This window comes from Caballeronia pedi (assembly GCF_001544915.2).
Taxonomy (GTDB): domain Bacteria; phylum Pseudomonadota; class Gammaproteobacteria; order Burkholderiales; family Burkholderiaceae; genus Caballeronia; species Caballeronia pedi.
The window spans coordinates 71,840-85,820 of record NZ_FCOE02000006.1; the positions used below are offsets into that span (position 1 = coordinate 71,840).

Annotated in this window: 14 protein-coding genes; 8 read left to right on the forward strand and 6 right to left on the reverse strand. The window is 64.4% G+C overall.

Features of this window, described 5'->3' with window-relative positions; genetic code table 11:
• Positions 1-150: 150 nt before the first annotated feature.
• Positions 151-1,260 (forward strand): malate/lactate/ureidoglycolate dehydrogenase, encoded by a 1,110-nt coding sequence (locus AWB80_RS11295; RefSeq protein ID WP_061174744.1) that lies wholly within the window; start codon positions 151-153, stop codon positions 1,258-1,260.
• A gap of 56 nt (positions 1,261-1,316) precedes the next feature.
• On the opposite strand, the gene AWB80_RS11300 is transcribed toward AWB80_RS11295, so the two are convergent.
• A complete protein-coding gene (locus tag AWB80_RS11300) occupies positions 1,317-2,213 on the reverse strand; it encodes an NAD-dependent epimerase/dehydratase family protein (protein ID WP_061174745.1) in 897 nt (298 codons plus the stop codon).
• A 142-nt stretch (positions 2,214-2,355) separates the two neighbouring features.
• On the opposite strand from AWB80_RS11300, the gene AWB80_RS11305 reads away from it, so the two are divergent.
• Positions 2,356-2,748 (forward strand): RidA family protein, encoded by a 393-nt coding sequence (locus tag AWB80_RS11305; RefSeq protein ID WP_061174746.1) that lies wholly within the window; start codon positions 2,356-2,358, stop codon positions 2,746-2,748.
• A 3-nt stretch (positions 2,749-2,751) separates the two neighbouring features.
• Here AWB80_RS11305 and AWB80_RS11310 read toward each other — a convergent pair whose 3' ends face one another.
• Both AWB80_RS11310 and AWB80_RS11315 read right to left on the reverse strand, forming a co-directional pair.
• On the reverse strand, positions 2,752-4,434 hold the full coding sequence (locus tag AWB80_RS11310; RefSeq protein WP_061174747.1) for an acid phosphatase: 1,683 nt from the start codon (positions 4,432-4,434) through the stop codon (positions 2,752-2,754).
• Positions 4,435-4,584: 150 nt separating this feature from the next.
• Positions 4,585-5,379 (reverse strand): sulfite exporter TauE/SafE family protein, encoded by a 795-nt coding sequence (locus AWB80_RS11315; protein WP_061174748.1) that lies wholly within the window; start codon positions 5,377-5,379, stop codon positions 4,585-4,587.
• Between the two features lie 209 nt (positions 5,380-5,588).
• Here AWB80_RS11315 and AWB80_RS11320 point away from each other — a divergent pair, with 209 nt between their 5' ends.
• Positions 5,589-7,802: an amylo-alpha-1,6-glucosidase gene (locus AWB80_RS11320; protein WP_244206485.1), complete on the forward strand. Its 2,214-nt coding sequence runs from the start codon at positions 5,589-5,591 to the stop codon at positions 7,800-7,802.
• Between the two features lie 48 nt (positions 7,803-7,850).
• Here AWB80_RS11320 and AWB80_RS11325 read toward each other — a convergent pair whose 3' ends face one another.
• Together AWB80_RS11325 and AWB80_RS11330 are read right to left on the reverse strand one after the other, a co-directional pair.
• Complete coding sequence (locus AWB80_RS11325; protein WP_061174750.1) at positions 7,851-9,032, reverse strand: 4-hydroxybenzoate 3-monooxygenase; 1,182 nt, start codon at positions 9,030-9,032, stop codon at positions 7,851-7,853.
• A 185-nt stretch (positions 9,033-9,217) separates the two neighbouring features.
• On the reverse strand, positions 9,218-10,270 hold the full coding sequence (locus tag AWB80_RS11330) for an aldo/keto reductase (protein WP_061174751.1): 1,053 nt from the start codon (positions 10,268-10,270) through the stop codon (positions 9,218-9,220).
• A gap of 218 nt (positions 10,271-10,488) precedes the next feature.
• Between AWB80_RS11330 and AWB80_RS11335 the strand changes: the two genes are divergently transcribed.
• The 5 genes from AWB80_RS11335 (at position 10,489) to AWB80_RS11350 (ending at position 13,622) form a co-directional block, all read left to right on the forward strand.
• A complete protein-coding gene (locus AWB80_RS11335; protein ID WP_061174752.1) occupies positions 10,489-11,475 on the forward strand; it encodes an AraC family transcriptional regulator in 987 nt (328 codons plus the stop codon).
• A 166-nt stretch (positions 11,476-11,641) separates the two neighbouring features.
• Positions 11,642-12,022: a COG4315 family predicted lipoprotein gene (locus AWB80_RS11340; RefSeq protein ID WP_061174753.1), complete on the forward strand. Its 381-nt coding sequence runs from the start codon at positions 11,642-11,644 to the stop codon at positions 12,020-12,022.
• Between the two features lie 100 nt (positions 12,023-12,122).
• The gene (locus AWB80_RS43925; RefSeq protein WP_160147432.1) at positions 12,123-12,263 is read left to right on the forward strand and encodes a hypothetical protein; all 141 of its coding nucleotides are present in this window, start codon (positions 12,123-12,125) and stop codon (positions 12,261-12,263) included.
• Positions 12,264-12,309: 46 nt separating this feature from the next.
• A complete protein-coding gene (locus tag AWB80_RS11345; protein WP_061174754.1) occupies positions 12,310-12,834 on the forward strand; it encodes an RNA polymerase sigma factor in 525 nt (174 codons plus the stop codon).
• The gene (locus AWB80_RS11350; protein ID WP_087131204.1) at positions 12,831-13,622 is read left to right on the forward strand and encodes an anti-sigma factor family protein; all 792 of its coding nucleotides are present in this window, start codon (positions 12,831-12,833) and stop codon (positions 13,620-13,622) included. The genes AWB80_RS11345 and AWB80_RS11350 overlap by 4 nt, the downstream gene beginning before the upstream one ends.
• A 70-nt stretch (positions 13,623-13,692) precedes the next feature.
• On the opposite strand, the gene AWB80_RS11355 is transcribed toward AWB80_RS11350, so the two are convergent.
• Entirely contained in the window at positions 13,693-13,911 is a 219-nt protein-coding gene (locus tag AWB80_RS11355; protein ID WP_061174755.1) for a hypothetical protein, read from the reverse strand.
• Positions 13,912-13,981 lie beyond the last annotated feature (70 nt).

Below are 13,981 nucleotides of genomic sequence, written 5' to 3' on the forward strand. Positions count from 1 at the left end.
CGGCGTGTCCGGGCTTTTTTTCGACCGTTTTCAGCGATTTTATAAAAACAAACTGGTAAGGCCAGTTGATCGTCTGTAAAGTGATAGGCCCGCGCGCGCTTCAACAAAAGACGGGCGCGCGAGCGATCAACCAAGGAGACGAGTGCCGCAATGAATGCATCCCCCACGTCCACGACTTCCGCCACCGAACAGCGCATCGCCGCCGACACGCTGCACGCCTATGTCCGCGCGATCTTCGAATCCGCCGGCAGCGCGCCGCGCGAGGCGGAACTGGTTGCGGATCACCTCGTGATGGCGAATCTGTCGGGCCACGATTCGCATGGCGTCGGCATGATCCCGCGCTATGTCGCCTCGCTCGGCGAAGGCCAGTTGAAGCTGAACACGCACGCCGAGATCGTGCGCGACGCGGGCGCGGTGCTGACCGTCGATGGCCGCAAGGGTTTCGGACAGGTCGTTGCCTTCGAGGCGATGGAGCACGGCATCGAGCGTGCGAAGAAGCTCGGCGTGTGCGCGGTCGGGTTGCGCAACGCGCATCACATCGGGCGCATCGGCCATTGGGCGGAGCAGTGCGCGAAGGCGGGGCTCGTGTCGTTCCACTTCGTCAACGTGGCGGGCGATCCGCTCGTCGCGCCGTTCGGCGGCATCGACCGGCGTTTCGGCACGAATCCGTTTTGCGCCGCGTATCCGCGCGACGGCAAGAGCCCGCTCGTGCTCGATTTCGCGACGGCCGGCATCGCGTACGGCAAGACGCGTGTGGCGTACAACAAGGGTGTGAATGTCGCGCCGGGCATGCTGCTCGATCACGAAGGCAAGCCGACCGTCGAGCCGAAGGTGATGCACGAGGAGCCGTTCGGCTCGCTCACCGCGTTCGGCCTTCACAAGGGTTCGGGGCTCGCCGCGCTGTGCGAGATTTTCGGTGGCGCGCTTTCGGGCGGCTACACGACGCACGACAGCACGCTCGAACAGTCGAGTGCGATCATCAACTGCATGACCTCGGTGATTCTCGATCCGAACGCGTTCGACGCGCCGGCCGCGCAAGCCGAAGCCGAAGCGTTCCTCGAATGGATGAAGGCGTCGCCGCGCGCGGAAGGCGTCGATGCGATCTACGCGCCTGGCGAGCCGGAAGAGGCGCGTCGCGCGGACCGCACGGCGAACGGCATCGCCATTGATCCGACGACATGGAAGCAGATTCGCGAATCGGCGACGACTTCGGGCATGCCGCAAACACAAATCGAAGAGTTTGCGGCCGCGCTGAAGTAATTCCCCGACGGCGCGCGCGGCAAATTGGTCAAGCCAGTTTGCCGCGCCGGTCGCGATCAGCCGACCATATCCTTCTCGATCCACTCGACGACGGACGTGCGCTTCGGCTGCCAGCCGAGCATCTCGCGCGTGCGCTTGCTGCGCACGCGGCTGTTCGAGCCGAGCCCGTACGACGCCATTTCATAGCCCCATTCCTCGATCGCGTCTTCGAGCGGCCAGTCTTGCGGCCCGGCGAGGTTCAGCGTCTTCGCCATCGCGGCTGTCATGTCGCGAAATTGCGCCTCGCCGCTCTCGACGAAATAGAACGTCCCCGCCGGCGATTTCTCCAGCGCGAGTCGATAGATCGCGACGACATCGTCGATATGCACGTTCGACCAGATATTCAGACCGCGTCCCACGTGGCGCACGATGCCGCTTTTCCTCGCCTGCCGCTCCAGACGCGGCAACTGCACGCTCGCCGTATCCGGCACCGCGCCGTGGCCGTAGATCAGCGTGTTGCAGAGCACGGCCGAGCGCACGCCGCGCCGGGCGGCCGCGAGCACGAGATTGTCGATCGCCACGCGCGGCGCCTTGTCGGGCGTCGGCTCGGGCAGGTCGTCCTCAGTGTAGATGTTGTCCGACGCCTCGCCGCCCGACGCGTCGCCGACGATGCTCGAGCCGCTCGTATGCAGAAACGGCTTGTTCGAGCCTTCCAGCGCGCCGATCAGCGCCTCGACCGCGCCGCGATGATCGCTGCTCGCCGCGTTGATGACCGCGTCGGCGGCGCGGGCTTCGGCAACGAGCAGCGCCGTGTCGTCCAGACTGCCGATCACCGGTTCGATGTTCAGCCGCTTCAGATCGTCGGCCTGCTCCGCGCGCCGGATCAGCCCGCGCACGCGATGCCCGTCGCGCGCGAGTCCCGCCGCAATCGATCCGCCGATGAAACCGCCCGCGCCCGTAATGAAGATGTTCATGTCTGTGCTCCGTTGAATGTTCAAACTACGATGGGCACAGTATGAGCCGCTTCGACTTTCGCAAAAACGGTGATAGTCTCAAATGAAACTTGACTCAGAATCAACAATTCACCAACTGAGTTGCACTCAACCCGAACCGACGATGCCACCGATCGAAACCATCAATGCGCCCGGCCTGCCGATTCCCGCCGGCCACTACAGCCACGCGACGCGCGCGGGCAAACTCGTCTGCGTGTCCGGCCAGTTGCCGATCCGCCCCGACGGCACGCATACCGGCGACCTGCCGTTCGAAGCGCAGGCCGAACAGACGCTCGCGAATCTGCGTACCGTGCTCGAAGCGGCGGGCGCGCGCCTGACGGATTGCATCGAAGTGACGGTGTATCTCGTCGGCGTCGAGCACTGGAAGGCGTTCAACGAAATCTACGCGCGCCACTTCGGCGAGTGGAAGCCGGCGCGCGCCGTCGTTCCCGTCGGCGCGCTGCACTACGGCTATCTGCTCGAAATTTCCGCGCGCGCGTGGGTCGAGCGCGCGTAGCGGCTAAGCCAGATCCAGCGATTTCGTCAGATCGCCGAGCGGCGCCTGGCCGTTCGCGGCGAACGCGCGATCCCGATTGGCGACGCCGTCGAGCGGCGTCAGATCGTGCACGCGCGAGATGAAACGCAGGATCGAGTTCGTGTCGTACACGGTGTGATCGACATAGCCCTTTTTCGCGAACGGCGAAATCACGAGCGCGGGAATGCGCGAGCCCGGACCCCAGCGATCGCCCTTCGGCGGAGAGACGTGGTCCCACCAGCCGCCGTTTTCATCGACGGTGACGATCACGACCGTGTTCTGCCACTGCGGCCCGCGCTGGATGTGCTCGATCACGTTCGAGATATGCCGGTCGCCCGAGGCGACATCCGCGTAACCGGCGTGCATGTTGAGATTGCCCTGCGGCTTGTAGAACGTGACGGCCGGCAGACGGCCCGCGTCGATGTCCGCGAGCAGCTTGTTCGTCGATGGATCGTTGCCCAGACCCGCGTCCCGCAGATGCCGGGCGCGCGCCGCCGTGCCCGGCGCAAAGTTCACGAAGTAATTGAACGGCTGATGGTGGTACTGAAAATCCGGCACCGCGCCGGTATCGCGATGCTCCAGCGCGTATTGCCACGCGCCGCTATACCAGGCCCAGTCGATATTCTTGTCCGACAGCCGGTCGCCGATGGTCGCATAGGTCTGCGGCGGCAGCACGAGCGCATTGGCACGGTCCGCGTAACGCGGATCGCCGTCTTTCGGCGGCGGCACATTGCTCGGCTGATACGGCGGGAACATGGTGTTGACCGCGTAGCCGTCGGCGGTGAGCGCGCCGTCGCGGACGAACTTCGGCGGCCCTTCGAGCGCCGATCGGGGTGAATCGGGCGCGAGCTTCAGGCGCGAGCCGGTGGGGTCGTCGCCTTCGACGACCGCGAGCAGCTTGGCCGCGGGACCGTTCTTCGCGTCGGGATAGAAGGGCGCCTGCGCGGAGATCAGGAAGATATGGTTCATCCACGAACCACCGAAAGCCGACATGAAGAAGTTGTCGCAGAGCGTGTATTGCTGCGCCAGTCCCCAGAGCTTCAGCGTATCGGGCGAGTTCTGGTAGTGACCCATCACGAGGCCGCCGGAGTCGCCCCACGCCGCGAACTGATTGTTGCGCCCGGCGTTGATCTGCATCTGGTTCTGATAGAAGCGATGTACGAGATCACGCGTGATGACTGAATTGGGCAGCGGCGCGCCCTGCGCGTCCATGATCTGGAACGGCGCGTTGCGCAGATCGACGATCTGCTGCTCGCTGATCGCAAAGCGCTTGCCGCCGACTTCCTGCGCCTGCGGCACGAGTCCGCCCCAGATTTTCGGCAGCGTCGGCATGGGCGTCACGCCGTCGCGGTCGAGCTGCGTGTAGCGCGAGGACGGCACGGCCGAGAGCGGATATTGCACGCCCGGATAGTTGCCGTAGAGGTTGGTGAAGCTGCGGTTCTCCGCATAGATCACGACGATATGCTGCACTTTCGCCGCGAGCGTGCGGTCGAGTTCGAGATCGACCGCGGTCTTCGGCGTGGACGGCTTTTGTTCGAACAGATTGCACCCGCCGAGCGATAGCCCTGCGAGACCCACGCCAGCCGCAAGCAGCCGCCGCCGCGCGGGGTCCGCGGGTGTGTCGTTGCTGGAGGGAAGTTCGTGCTGCGGATGTTCGTTCTCGTTCATCGCCTGACTCCTCGTGACTGAGCGGCAATGATGCCGCATCGTCGGGCCGCGGGAAACCCGGCCAAACGGCATAGGCAAAAAAACGGAACGTTGCGTGATTCGGCTTATATCTTTCGGTCGACTGGAATCCGCGATGCGGCGTGACTAACATCAACTGAACAACAGCTTTGCTCCGACGAGAATCAGCGTCGCGGCGAGCACCTGGCGCAGCAGTGCTTCGGGCGCCTTCGAAGACAGCATGCTGCCCACGGCAATGCCCGGAATCGAGCCCACGAGGAGCGAGGCGAGCAGCGACCAGTCGACCGAGCCGAGCATCCAGTGGCCCGCGCCGGCAATCAGCGTGAGCGGCACCGCGTGGGCCACGTCCGAACCCACGATGCGCACGGTCGCGAGGCGCGGATAGAGCAGAAGCAGCACCGTCACGCCGATCGCACCCGCGCCCACGGAGGTGATGGAAACGAGTACGCCGAGAACCGCGCCGGTGAATACGGTCCAGGCGGCAGTGCGCACCGGGTGTTCAGGCCGGCCGTGGCCCTTTTTGTAAGCGAGACGCGCGAGTTGCGGTCGGAAGATCAGGGAAATGGCTGTAATGAGCAGCGCGGAGCCGAGGATCACCTGGATCAGCCGCGCGGTGCCGGGCGCCGAGATGCCGTGCGTATGCAGAAAATACAGCGTGACGGCCGCAGCCGGCACGCTGCCCGCAGCGAGGCGGCCGGTAATGCGCCAATCGACCGAGCCCTTGATGCCGTGCACGAGCGTGCCGGCGGTCTTGGTCGCGGCGGCGTATAACAGGTCGGTGCCCACGGCGGTCGCGGGATGGATGCCGAACAGCAGGACCAGCAAGGGCGTCATCAGCGAGCCGCCGCCCACGCCAGTCAGACCGACGAGGAAGCCCACCGCGAGCCCTGAGGCAGAATAAAGTAAGTCGATATGCGGAAATGACATTGCGCGCGGAGAACCCGTCAGGCGTGGGTGGGTCGAAAAACCGTCGATGATAGCGGGTAAGCCGCTTGGTTGCTGCATGAAAGCAACGCTGTCGGCACTCGAACGCGTGACGGGTGATTCACGAATACCCTTCAGATTACTTTCAGGAAGGCGAGATGGATACACAGGAAAAGACGCAAGGACAGACGCAGCAACAACAGCAACAACAGATGCAGCAGGCGCAGCCGACGCCCGCGAGCGTGGACGAAGCGTTCATTCCGACCGAGCGCTCCAACATGCCGAGCGAACGGCAATTCGTGCTGAAGTCCGGCAACACCTTCGCCGTCTACGATGCCAACGGCGACATCCGCGGCGGCGACGATGGCCTCTTCGTCAACGATACGCGCGTGCTCTCGGAGCTCGTGCTGACCTTCGGCGGACGCGCGCCGTCGCTGCTTTCCGGCAGCGTATCGAGCGATAACGCCGTATTTACCGCGCACCTGACGAACCGCCCGCTGCCACCCATCGGCGGGGCGCGCACGCCTGAAGGCGTGATTCACGTCGAACGCAAGCGCGTGCTGTCGGGGCATGTGCTGCACGAGAGCATCGTGCTCACGAACTACGGCACGGAGCCGTCTACCGTGCCGCTCTCCATTTCCTTCGCCGCGGATTTTCTCGACATGTTCGAGGTGCGCGGCGCCAAACGCGGCAAACGCGGTACCTTGCGGCCGCCGGTGGTGGAAAACGGTGAAGTCGTGCTGCGCTATGTCGGTCTGGACGAAGTGGAGCGCACGGCGCGCATTCAGTTCACGCCCGCGCCGGATGTCCTCTCGCCCACGCGCGCCGACTACGCGCTGCATATTCAGTCGGAAACGGCGATCTCCGTGTATCTGTCGGTGACGGCGGTCACGCACGCCCTGAGCGACGCCAGCGAGGAAAGCAAGCGCAACGCGGCCGAAGCGGCCGAGTGCGCGCCCGAATCGGGTCGTCCGGCAATCCGCGAGGCGCTCGTCGAGGCGCATCGGCGCATGCGTGACCGACGCAAGGCGAGCGCGCGCGTGCGGTCGAGCAATCCGCTCTTCAGCGAATGGATCGATCGTTCGCTCGCGGATCTCGGCTTGCTCACGACCGATCTCGAAACCGGCCCGTATCCGTATGCGGGCATCCCGTGGTTCTCGACGGCGTTCGGGCGCGACGCGATTATCACTTCGCTACAGATGCTCTGGCTGCATCCGACACTTGCGCGCGGCGTGCTGCGCTTTCTCGCCGCGCATCAGGCGCGCGAGGACTCGGCGTTCCGCGATGCCGAGATCGGCAAGATCATGCACGAAACGCGCAAGAGCGAGATGGCAGCGACGGGCGAGGTGCCGTTCGCGCTGTATTACGGCGGGGTGGACAGCACGCCGCTCTTCATCGTGCTGGCGGGCGCCTACGCCGAACGCACCGGCGATCACGCACTGGTCGATGAAATCTGGCCCGCGCTGCAACTCGCGGCGCAATGGGTCGCGCGTCATTGCGACAAGAATCCGCACGGTCTGCTCGACTATCAGCGCGCATCCGAGCATGGTCTTGCGAATCAGGGCTGGAAGGACAGCCAGGACTCCGTGTTCCACGCGGACGGGCGCTTCCCGATCGGCCCGATCGCGCTCGTCGAAGTGCAGGCGTACGCATCGACCGCGTTTTCGACGATGGCGCGTCTCGCCCGTGAGCGCGGCGAAGACGAGCACGCGCACGAGTACGAACGGCGCGCGCGTCACATTCGCGAACGCGTCGAGGCGATGTACTGGATGCCGGAGGCGGAGTTCTACGGCATCGCGCTCGACGGCAAGGGCGATCTGTGCCGCGTGCTGTCGTCGAATGCAGGGCATCTGCTTGCGTTCGATCTCGTCGAGCGCAAGCGCGGCGAGGCCGTCGCGCGTCAGCTCGAATCGACGCTCTTTCACACCGGCTGGGGCGTGCGCACGCTGGCGGCCGGACAGCCGCGCTTCAATCCGATGTCGTATCACAACGGCTCGGTCTGGCCGCACGATACAGCGCTGTGCGCGCGCGGTCTCGCGCGTTATGGCGATCGCGGCGCGGCCGTCAGTCTGTTGCAGTCGCTGTTCGAAGCGGCTGTTACCTTCGATATGCGTCTGCCGGAGCTGTTCTGCGGCTTCACGCGTCAGCGCGGCGAGCGGCCGATTGCCTATCCGGTTGCGTGTCTGCCGCAGGCGTGGGCGGCGGGCGCACCGTTCATGGTGCTGGAAGCGTGTCTCGGCGTGACCGTCGATGCCATCAACGATGAAGTGCGGATCGACCGGCCGGAACTGCCGGAGGGCATCGACTGGCTGGAAATCGGCGATCTGCGCCTCGGCGACAAGACCGCAACGATCACTTTCCGGCGCGTCGGCGGGCAGGTGATTCCGTCGGTGGAAGGCGACGTACGGGTGGTCGCCGTGCTGTGATGCGGCAGGCGCACAGCGCCGCAAAGGCGCTGTGCGTGTGTCATGCGCTTAAACCGCCACGCTGCCGACGTAGTTCTCGGCGAGCGCAGTGGCTGCCGCACGCGACGTCGTCACGTGCTCCAGTTCCGCCACTTGCAGTCGCTGCTCGAAGGGCGACGTGTCGTCGAGCTTGTGCAGCATGCGCGTCATCCACCACGAGAAATGCTCGGCGCGCCAGACGCGCTTGAGCGCCGTCTCCGTGTAACGCGCGAGCTGTTCCTTGCCGCCTTCCTTGTAGAAGTCGATGAGCGCGGCTGTCAGCACGCGTACGTCCGAGACCGCGAGGTTGAGGCCCTTCGCGCCGGTCGGCGGCACGATGTGCGCAGCGTCGCCTGCGAGGAAGAGCTTGCCCGACTGCATCGGCGTGGACACGAAGCTGCGCATGCCGACGATGTTCTTCTGGAAAATCTTGCCTTCGGTGATCTGCCAGCCGTCGGCGGTATCGACGCGTGCGTGCAGTTCGGCCCAGATGCGGTCGTCGGACCAGGCATCGACCGTATCTTTCGGGTCGCACTGGAAGTACATGCGCTGCACGCCCGGCGAGCGCGTGCTGATGAGCGCGAAGCCGCGGTCATGGCGGGCGTAGATGAGTTCGTCGGAGGAGGGCGGCGCTTCGACCAGAATGCCGAACCAGCCGAACGGATAGATGCGCTGATAATCCTGCCTGACCGCCTCGGGAATCGACTGGCGCGCTACACCCTGCGAACCGTCGCAACCGATGATGAAGTCGCATTCCAGCTCTTCGTCGCGGCCTTCGTGCTGATACTTGATGCGCGGTTTGCGATCGCTGCCTTCCTGGAAGTCGTGCAGCGACACGTTCGACACGTTGAACTTCAACGCGCCGTTCGCCGCGAGCCGCGCCGCGACCAGATCCTTGATGACTTCGTGCTGCGCGTACACCGTGATCGAATGCCCGGTCAGTTCGGTCAGCGCGATACGGCGGCGCTGGCCTTCGAACGCGAGCTCGAAACCGTGATGCAGCGCGCCTTCGGCCTGCATGCGTGCGCCGAGTCCGGCCTGGTTGAGCGTGTCCATCGTGCCTTGTTCGAGCACGCCGGCGCGAATCGTCGATTCGATATCGTTCTGGCTGCGCGCTTCGAGCACGACGGATTCGATGCCGCGCAGATGAAGCAGATGAGAGAGAAGAAGCCCGGCGGGGCCCGCGCCGATGATGCCGACTTGAGTACGCATGTTAGTCTCCGTGAGGCAGTGGTGATGTTGTGCGTACAGTGTCGGCAGAGCGGCCTTATGCCGCAACGCGATACGAAGGATAAGGTCTATCTGTTTTTGAGATAAAGGGCCGAAAATGGCCTGAAATCGCTCGATTTACGGGTAAATCCCTAGAAGGCGCGGGCGGTTTGCCCGCGCCGGCCGCCTTATTCCGCCGCTTTTTCCTTCAACTGATTGCGCCGGAACTCCCCTTGGCGCGTGAGCATCCAGCCGGGATATTCCGCAGGCAACTGGCTCACTTCATCGAGCGCGGCGAGTTCGTCTTCGTTCAGGCGCACTTTCGTCGCGGCGATGTTGTCATCGAGCTGCTCGATCCGCTTCGCCCCGATGATCACGCTCGACACGACCTTCTGATGCAGCAGCCACGCGAGCGCGATCTGCGCCACCGACACGCCTTTGGTCTCGGCCATGCGTCGCATCACGTCGACGCAGTCGTACGCGCGCTCGACGTTGACGGGCGGAAAATCGAACTTGGTGCGGCGGCTGCCTTCCTCCTTGCCGCCCTCGCGCGTGTACTTGCCCGACAGCAAGCCGCCCGCGAGCGGGCTCCACACCATCAGACCCACATTCTCGCTTTGCAGCAGCGGCACGATTTCGCGCTCCAGATCGCGGCCCGCGACCGTGTAGTAGGCCTGCAGCGACTCGAAGCGCGCGAGCCCGAGCCGCTCGGAAATGCCCAGCGCCTTCATGATCTGCCACGCCGCCCAGTTCGACACGCCGATATAACGCACATGCCCGTGCTGTACGAGGTTGTCGAGCGCGCGCAGCGTTTCCTCGATCGGCGTCGCCGGATCGAAGCCGTGAATCTGGTACAGATCGACGTGATCGAGTTGCAGGCGCTTGAGGCTCGCCTTCACGCCGTCGATGATGTGATAGCGCGACGCGCCGCGCGAATTCGCGCCCTTGGTGCCGGTTTCGCCGAGAATCTTCGTCGCGACGACCACGTTCTCGCGCGGCACCTTCAGATTCTTCAGCGCCTGTCCGGTGATGACTTCCGATTGACCGTCGGCGTAGACGTCGGCGGTGTCGATGAAATTGATGCCCGCGTCGAGCGAGCGGCCGATCAGCTTGTCCGCGTCGGCCTGCTGCAACTGGCCGATGTTGTCCCAGATGCCGCCCGTTCCGCCGCCGAAGGTCATCGTGCCCAGGCACAGTTCCGAGACGAAAAGACCGGTATTGCCGAATTTCCTGTAGCGCATGGTTGCTCCCGATTGACTGGAAAGGCGCGGCATCGAACGAACTGCGTGAGCGATCCGCGCCGGCAATGCAGTATCGTCCCGGCGCGCGGCGGGCTCATAGCCTGATCCTGTTCAATCCTTGCCTGTTCCTGCAAACGCTGGGGGTGGCTGCGAGCAATCTCGCGCCCGCGCGAGTAAGCTAGTCGAACCCATCTCATCTCGAAAATGGTCCGGAAATCATGGCTTTGAACGACACGCCCGGCCTCGCCGCAAAAGACACTCACGATTCGCCACAGGAAGTCCGCCACGACCCCGCGCTCGATCAGGCGCGCCTCGATCTCGTCGCGCTGCTCGATCGGTTCACCGCCGGTTGCGAAGGCTCGGTGGAAACGCCGGTGCCGGGTCTCTGCCTGCATCGCATCATGAATCCTGGCGGGCCGAAGCACGGCATCCAGACGCCCGCGCTCGCGCTGATTGCGCAGGGCAGCAAGCGTCTGATGGTCGGCGACGAGGTCTATATCTACGATCCGATGCACTATCTGGTGTCGTCGGTCGATTTGCCCGTTTGCGGGCAAGTTTCGGTGGCGAGCGAGTCGGAGCCGTATCTCGGCATGCGGCTCGAACTCGATGTCGAGGAGATCACCTCGCTGATCCAGGACGAGCATCTGCCGCCCGCGACGCAGGCCGACGCCTCGCGCGGCCTGTACGTGAACCGCCTCGGCAACTCGATGCTCGACGCCGTGCTGCGCCTGCTGCGCCTCGTCGACGCGCCCGAGGACGTGCCGATCCTCGCGCCGCTCGTGAAACGCGAGATTCTCTATCGGCTGCTGATGAACGGCTCCGGCGCGCGGCTGCGGCAGATCGCGCTGCAGGACAGCCAGACGCAGCGCATCGCGAAGGCGATCCAGTTGCTGCGTCAGCACTTCGATCAGCCGCTGCGCGTGGAGGATATCGCGCGCGACGTGCACATGAGCGTGTCGTCGCTGCATCATCATTTCAAGGCCGTCACGGCGATGAGCCCGTTGCAGTATCAGAAGCAGTTGCGGCTTCAGGAGGCGCGCCGCCTGATGATGCTCGATATCGTCGATGCCGCCACGGCCGCGCATCGCGTGGGTTACGAGAGCGCGTCGCAATTCAGCCGCGAGTACAGCCGCCTGTTCGGCGCGCCGCCGCTGCGCGACACGCGTCGCTGGCGCGATGCGACCGCGGCCGCCGCCGGCGTCTGACGAAGAAATTTCGATGAACCACTATTCACGAGCGCGCGAATGGTCTTGAATGGATTGCCGACTGGCGATGCGACGGCGCTGCCGCATCGATTTATTTCATCGTCCGCGGAATAGTGCAGCGCTTCCGAACGTTCTACGGATACTTCTACAAAAAAGGAAAGATGAAATGAAGAAGCGCATCCAGATGTTCGCCGCTGCCGCAACAGTCGCAACCGCTTTCGCCTCGCTCGCTTCGTCCGCCTATGCTGCGGCGCCGAAGGAAGCGAACGGCATGTTCGTCGATGAAAACGGCATGACGCTCTATACCTTCGACAAGGACACCAAAGGCGGCGCGAGCGCCTGCACCGGCGGCTGCGCGCAGGCATGGCCCGCCGCGATGGCGAGCGATTCCGACAAGCCGTCCGGCAAATGGACCACGGAAGCGGCCGATGGCGGCAAGCAATGGGCCTACGACGGCAAGCGCGTCTATCGCTTCGCCAAGGACACGAAGCCCGGCGACAAGAACGGGGACAACTTCCGCGACGTCTGGCACGTCGTGAAGCCCTGAGCGATTCTTTACGCGCAAGGGAACGGAAAACTCGCGATTCGGCGCGCGCGCGGAATAAAACGGCGCGCGCGCCGGTCAATCAATGAAACAGGTAACGATCATGAAACGATCGATCGGAGTGACGATGCTCCTGATCGCGCTCAGTCTCGCCCTCGGCACTGCCGGTTGCGCGAGCGGCACGCAAAGTGCGCCGAATTCGTCGGGCGCGCCGAGCGCGCCGTCCGGCGGAGGCAGCTACTGATGGCGCGCGCCACCGACGCTTCGTGCAGACAAGCGGGCGCACGGCCTTGAGCTTCGAGAGCGATCTGCTTGCGCATCTGCCGCAGTTGCGCCGCTATGCGCGCGCGCTGACGGGCGATCGCGCGTGGGCCGACGATCTCGTGCAGGACGCGACCGAACGCGCGCTCAACCGCGCGAAGTCGTTCCAGGCGGGCACGAACCTGAGAGCGTGGCTGTTCACGATCATGCGCAACCTGTATATCGACCAGTTGCGCGGGCGCCGCGATATCGCCGTCGACGATGAAACCGCGCCCTGGCGGCAGATGGCCGCGCCGCGCGGTGAAGTCGACGGGCTCGTGCTGCGCGACGTGCAGCGCGCGCTGTATTGTCTGCCGGTCGAGCAGCGCGAAGTGATGCTGCTCGTGTGCGTCGAGGAAATGAGTTATCAGGAGGCATCCGTGGTGTTGAACGTGCCGACCGGAACCGTGATGTCGCGCCTGTCGAGGGCGCGGGAGCATATGCGCGTTCTGCTCGGCGAGGAATCGGGCCGCAAGTCGACGCCTTCGTCGCTGAAAGTGGTGAGCCGCTCATGACCAATCAAGACCGTCCATCCGAAGGCGGCGACCGTATGGGTCCCCCCAAACCCGATCGCGATCTGCAGGCGCTGTCCGCTTTCATCGACGACGAACTGCACGGCGACGAGCGTGACGCCGTGGCCGAGCGCATCGCCAGCGATCCGGCCAGCGAGGCGACCGTCGCCGCGTATCGCGCGCAGGACAATGCGCTGCGGGCGATGTTCGCCGATCAGAGCGAGCCGCAGGTCGTACGTCTGCGGCCGAGCAATCGCGAGCGTTATCTGATCGCGGCGTGCTTTCTCGTCGTGGGCGTCGCGTGCGGATTCCTGCTTCACATGCTCGTGCCGGCGCTCGGCGACAAGCCTCGCTTCGCCGAGCGCGCGGATATCGCCTACGCGGTGTACGCGCCGGAGCAGCGGCACGCGGTGGAAGTGGCGGCGTCGCAGCAGGACCATCTCGTGACCTGGCTGTCGAAGCGGCTGAACCGCGCGGTGACGATTCCGTCGCTGGCGGAGTATGGTTTTCAGCTCGTCGGCGGACGTCTGTTGCCGGACGAGGAAGGGCCTGCCGCGCAGTTCATGTATCAGAACGCGGCCGGCGAGCGCCTCACGCTTTACATGACGACGGCCACGATCAGGCGCAACGACAGCAAGATCAGAACGTTGAAGGATGGTCAGCGCACGACGTTCTATTGGGCGTGGGACCGAGTCGGGTATGCGCTCTCGGGGCAGATCGGCGAAGCGAAGTTGCAGGCGATCGCCTACGACACATGCAAGGAGCTGGGTGGCGATCCGAAGAGCTGGTGAGGCCTTCGCTATTACACAAAAAAGCCGCAGCGATTCATTTCGCTGCGGCTTTTCTCATGGGCTTTTCGGTTTAGTAGTAACGATGCGCGGGCGGCGCGGGATGGTGATGACGCTCCCATTCCTGGCGCTGCCAGTAACGATGACCATCCCAGTAGCGGTCGCCATGCCAACCCACGGTCACATGATGGGGCGGGGCGTGATGCACTTCCGCCGAAGCGACATTTGCGAGGCCCATGCCCAGTGCTGCGGCAAGGGAGGCGATCAGCAGGCTCTTCTTCGTCTTGTTCATGATGAGGTTTGCTCCTTGGTCGTTTGCTTTGCAATCGAAACCGCGATCCACCAGGGTGTAGTTTCGTGGT

Bases quoted from the DNA above. Each gene is read 5' to 3' on its own strand.
- AWB80_RS11295 (WP_061174744.1), top strand. From the start codon at position 151: ATGAATGCATCCCCCACGTCCACGACTTCCGCCACCGAACAGCGCATC.
- AWB80_RS11300 (WP_061174745.1), bottom strand. From the start codon at position 2,213: ATGAACATCTTCATTACGGGCGCGGGCGGTTTCATCGGCGGATCGATT.
- AWB80_RS11305 (WP_061174746.1), top strand. From the start codon at position 2,356: ATGCCACCGATCGAAACCATCAATGCGCCCGGCCTGCCGATTCCCGCC.
- AWB80_RS11310 (WP_061174747.1), bottom strand. From the start codon at position 4,434: ATGAACGAGAACGAACATCCGCAGCACGAACTTCCCTCCAGCAACGAC.
- AWB80_RS11315 (WP_061174748.1), bottom strand. From the start codon at position 5,379: ATGTCATTTCCGCATATCGACTTACTTTATTCTGCCTCAGGGCTCGCG.
- AWB80_RS11320 (WP_244206485.1), top strand. From the start codon at position 5,589: ATGCAGCAGGCGCAGCCGACGCCCGCGAGCGTGGACGAAGCGTTCATT.
- AWB80_RS11325 (WP_061174750.1), bottom strand. From the start codon at position 9,032: ATGCGTACTCAAGTCGGCATCATCGGCGCGGGCCCCGCCGGGCTTCTT.
- AWB80_RS11330 (WP_061174751.1), bottom strand. From the start codon at position 10,270: ATGCGCTACAGGAAATTCGGCAATACCGGTCTTTTCGTCTCGGAACTG.
- AWB80_RS11335 (WP_061174752.1), top strand. From the start codon at position 10,489: ATGGCTTTGAACGACACGCCCGGCCTCGCCGCAAAAGACACTCACGAT.
- AWB80_RS11340 (WP_061174753.1), top strand. From the start codon at position 11,642: ATGAAGAAGCGCATCCAGATGTTCGCCGCTGCCGCAACAGTCGCAACC.
- AWB80_RS43925 (WP_160147432.1), top strand. From the start codon at position 12,123: ATGAAACGATCGATCGGAGTGACGATGCTCCTGATCGCGCTCAGTCTC.
- AWB80_RS11350 (WP_087131204.1), top strand. From the start codon at position 12,831: ATGACCAATCAAGACCGTCCATCCGAAGGCGGCGACCGTATGGGTCCC.
- AWB80_RS11355 (WP_061174755.1), bottom strand. From the start codon at position 13,911: ATGAACAAGACGAAGAAGAGCCTGCTGATCGCCTCCCTTGCCGCAGCA.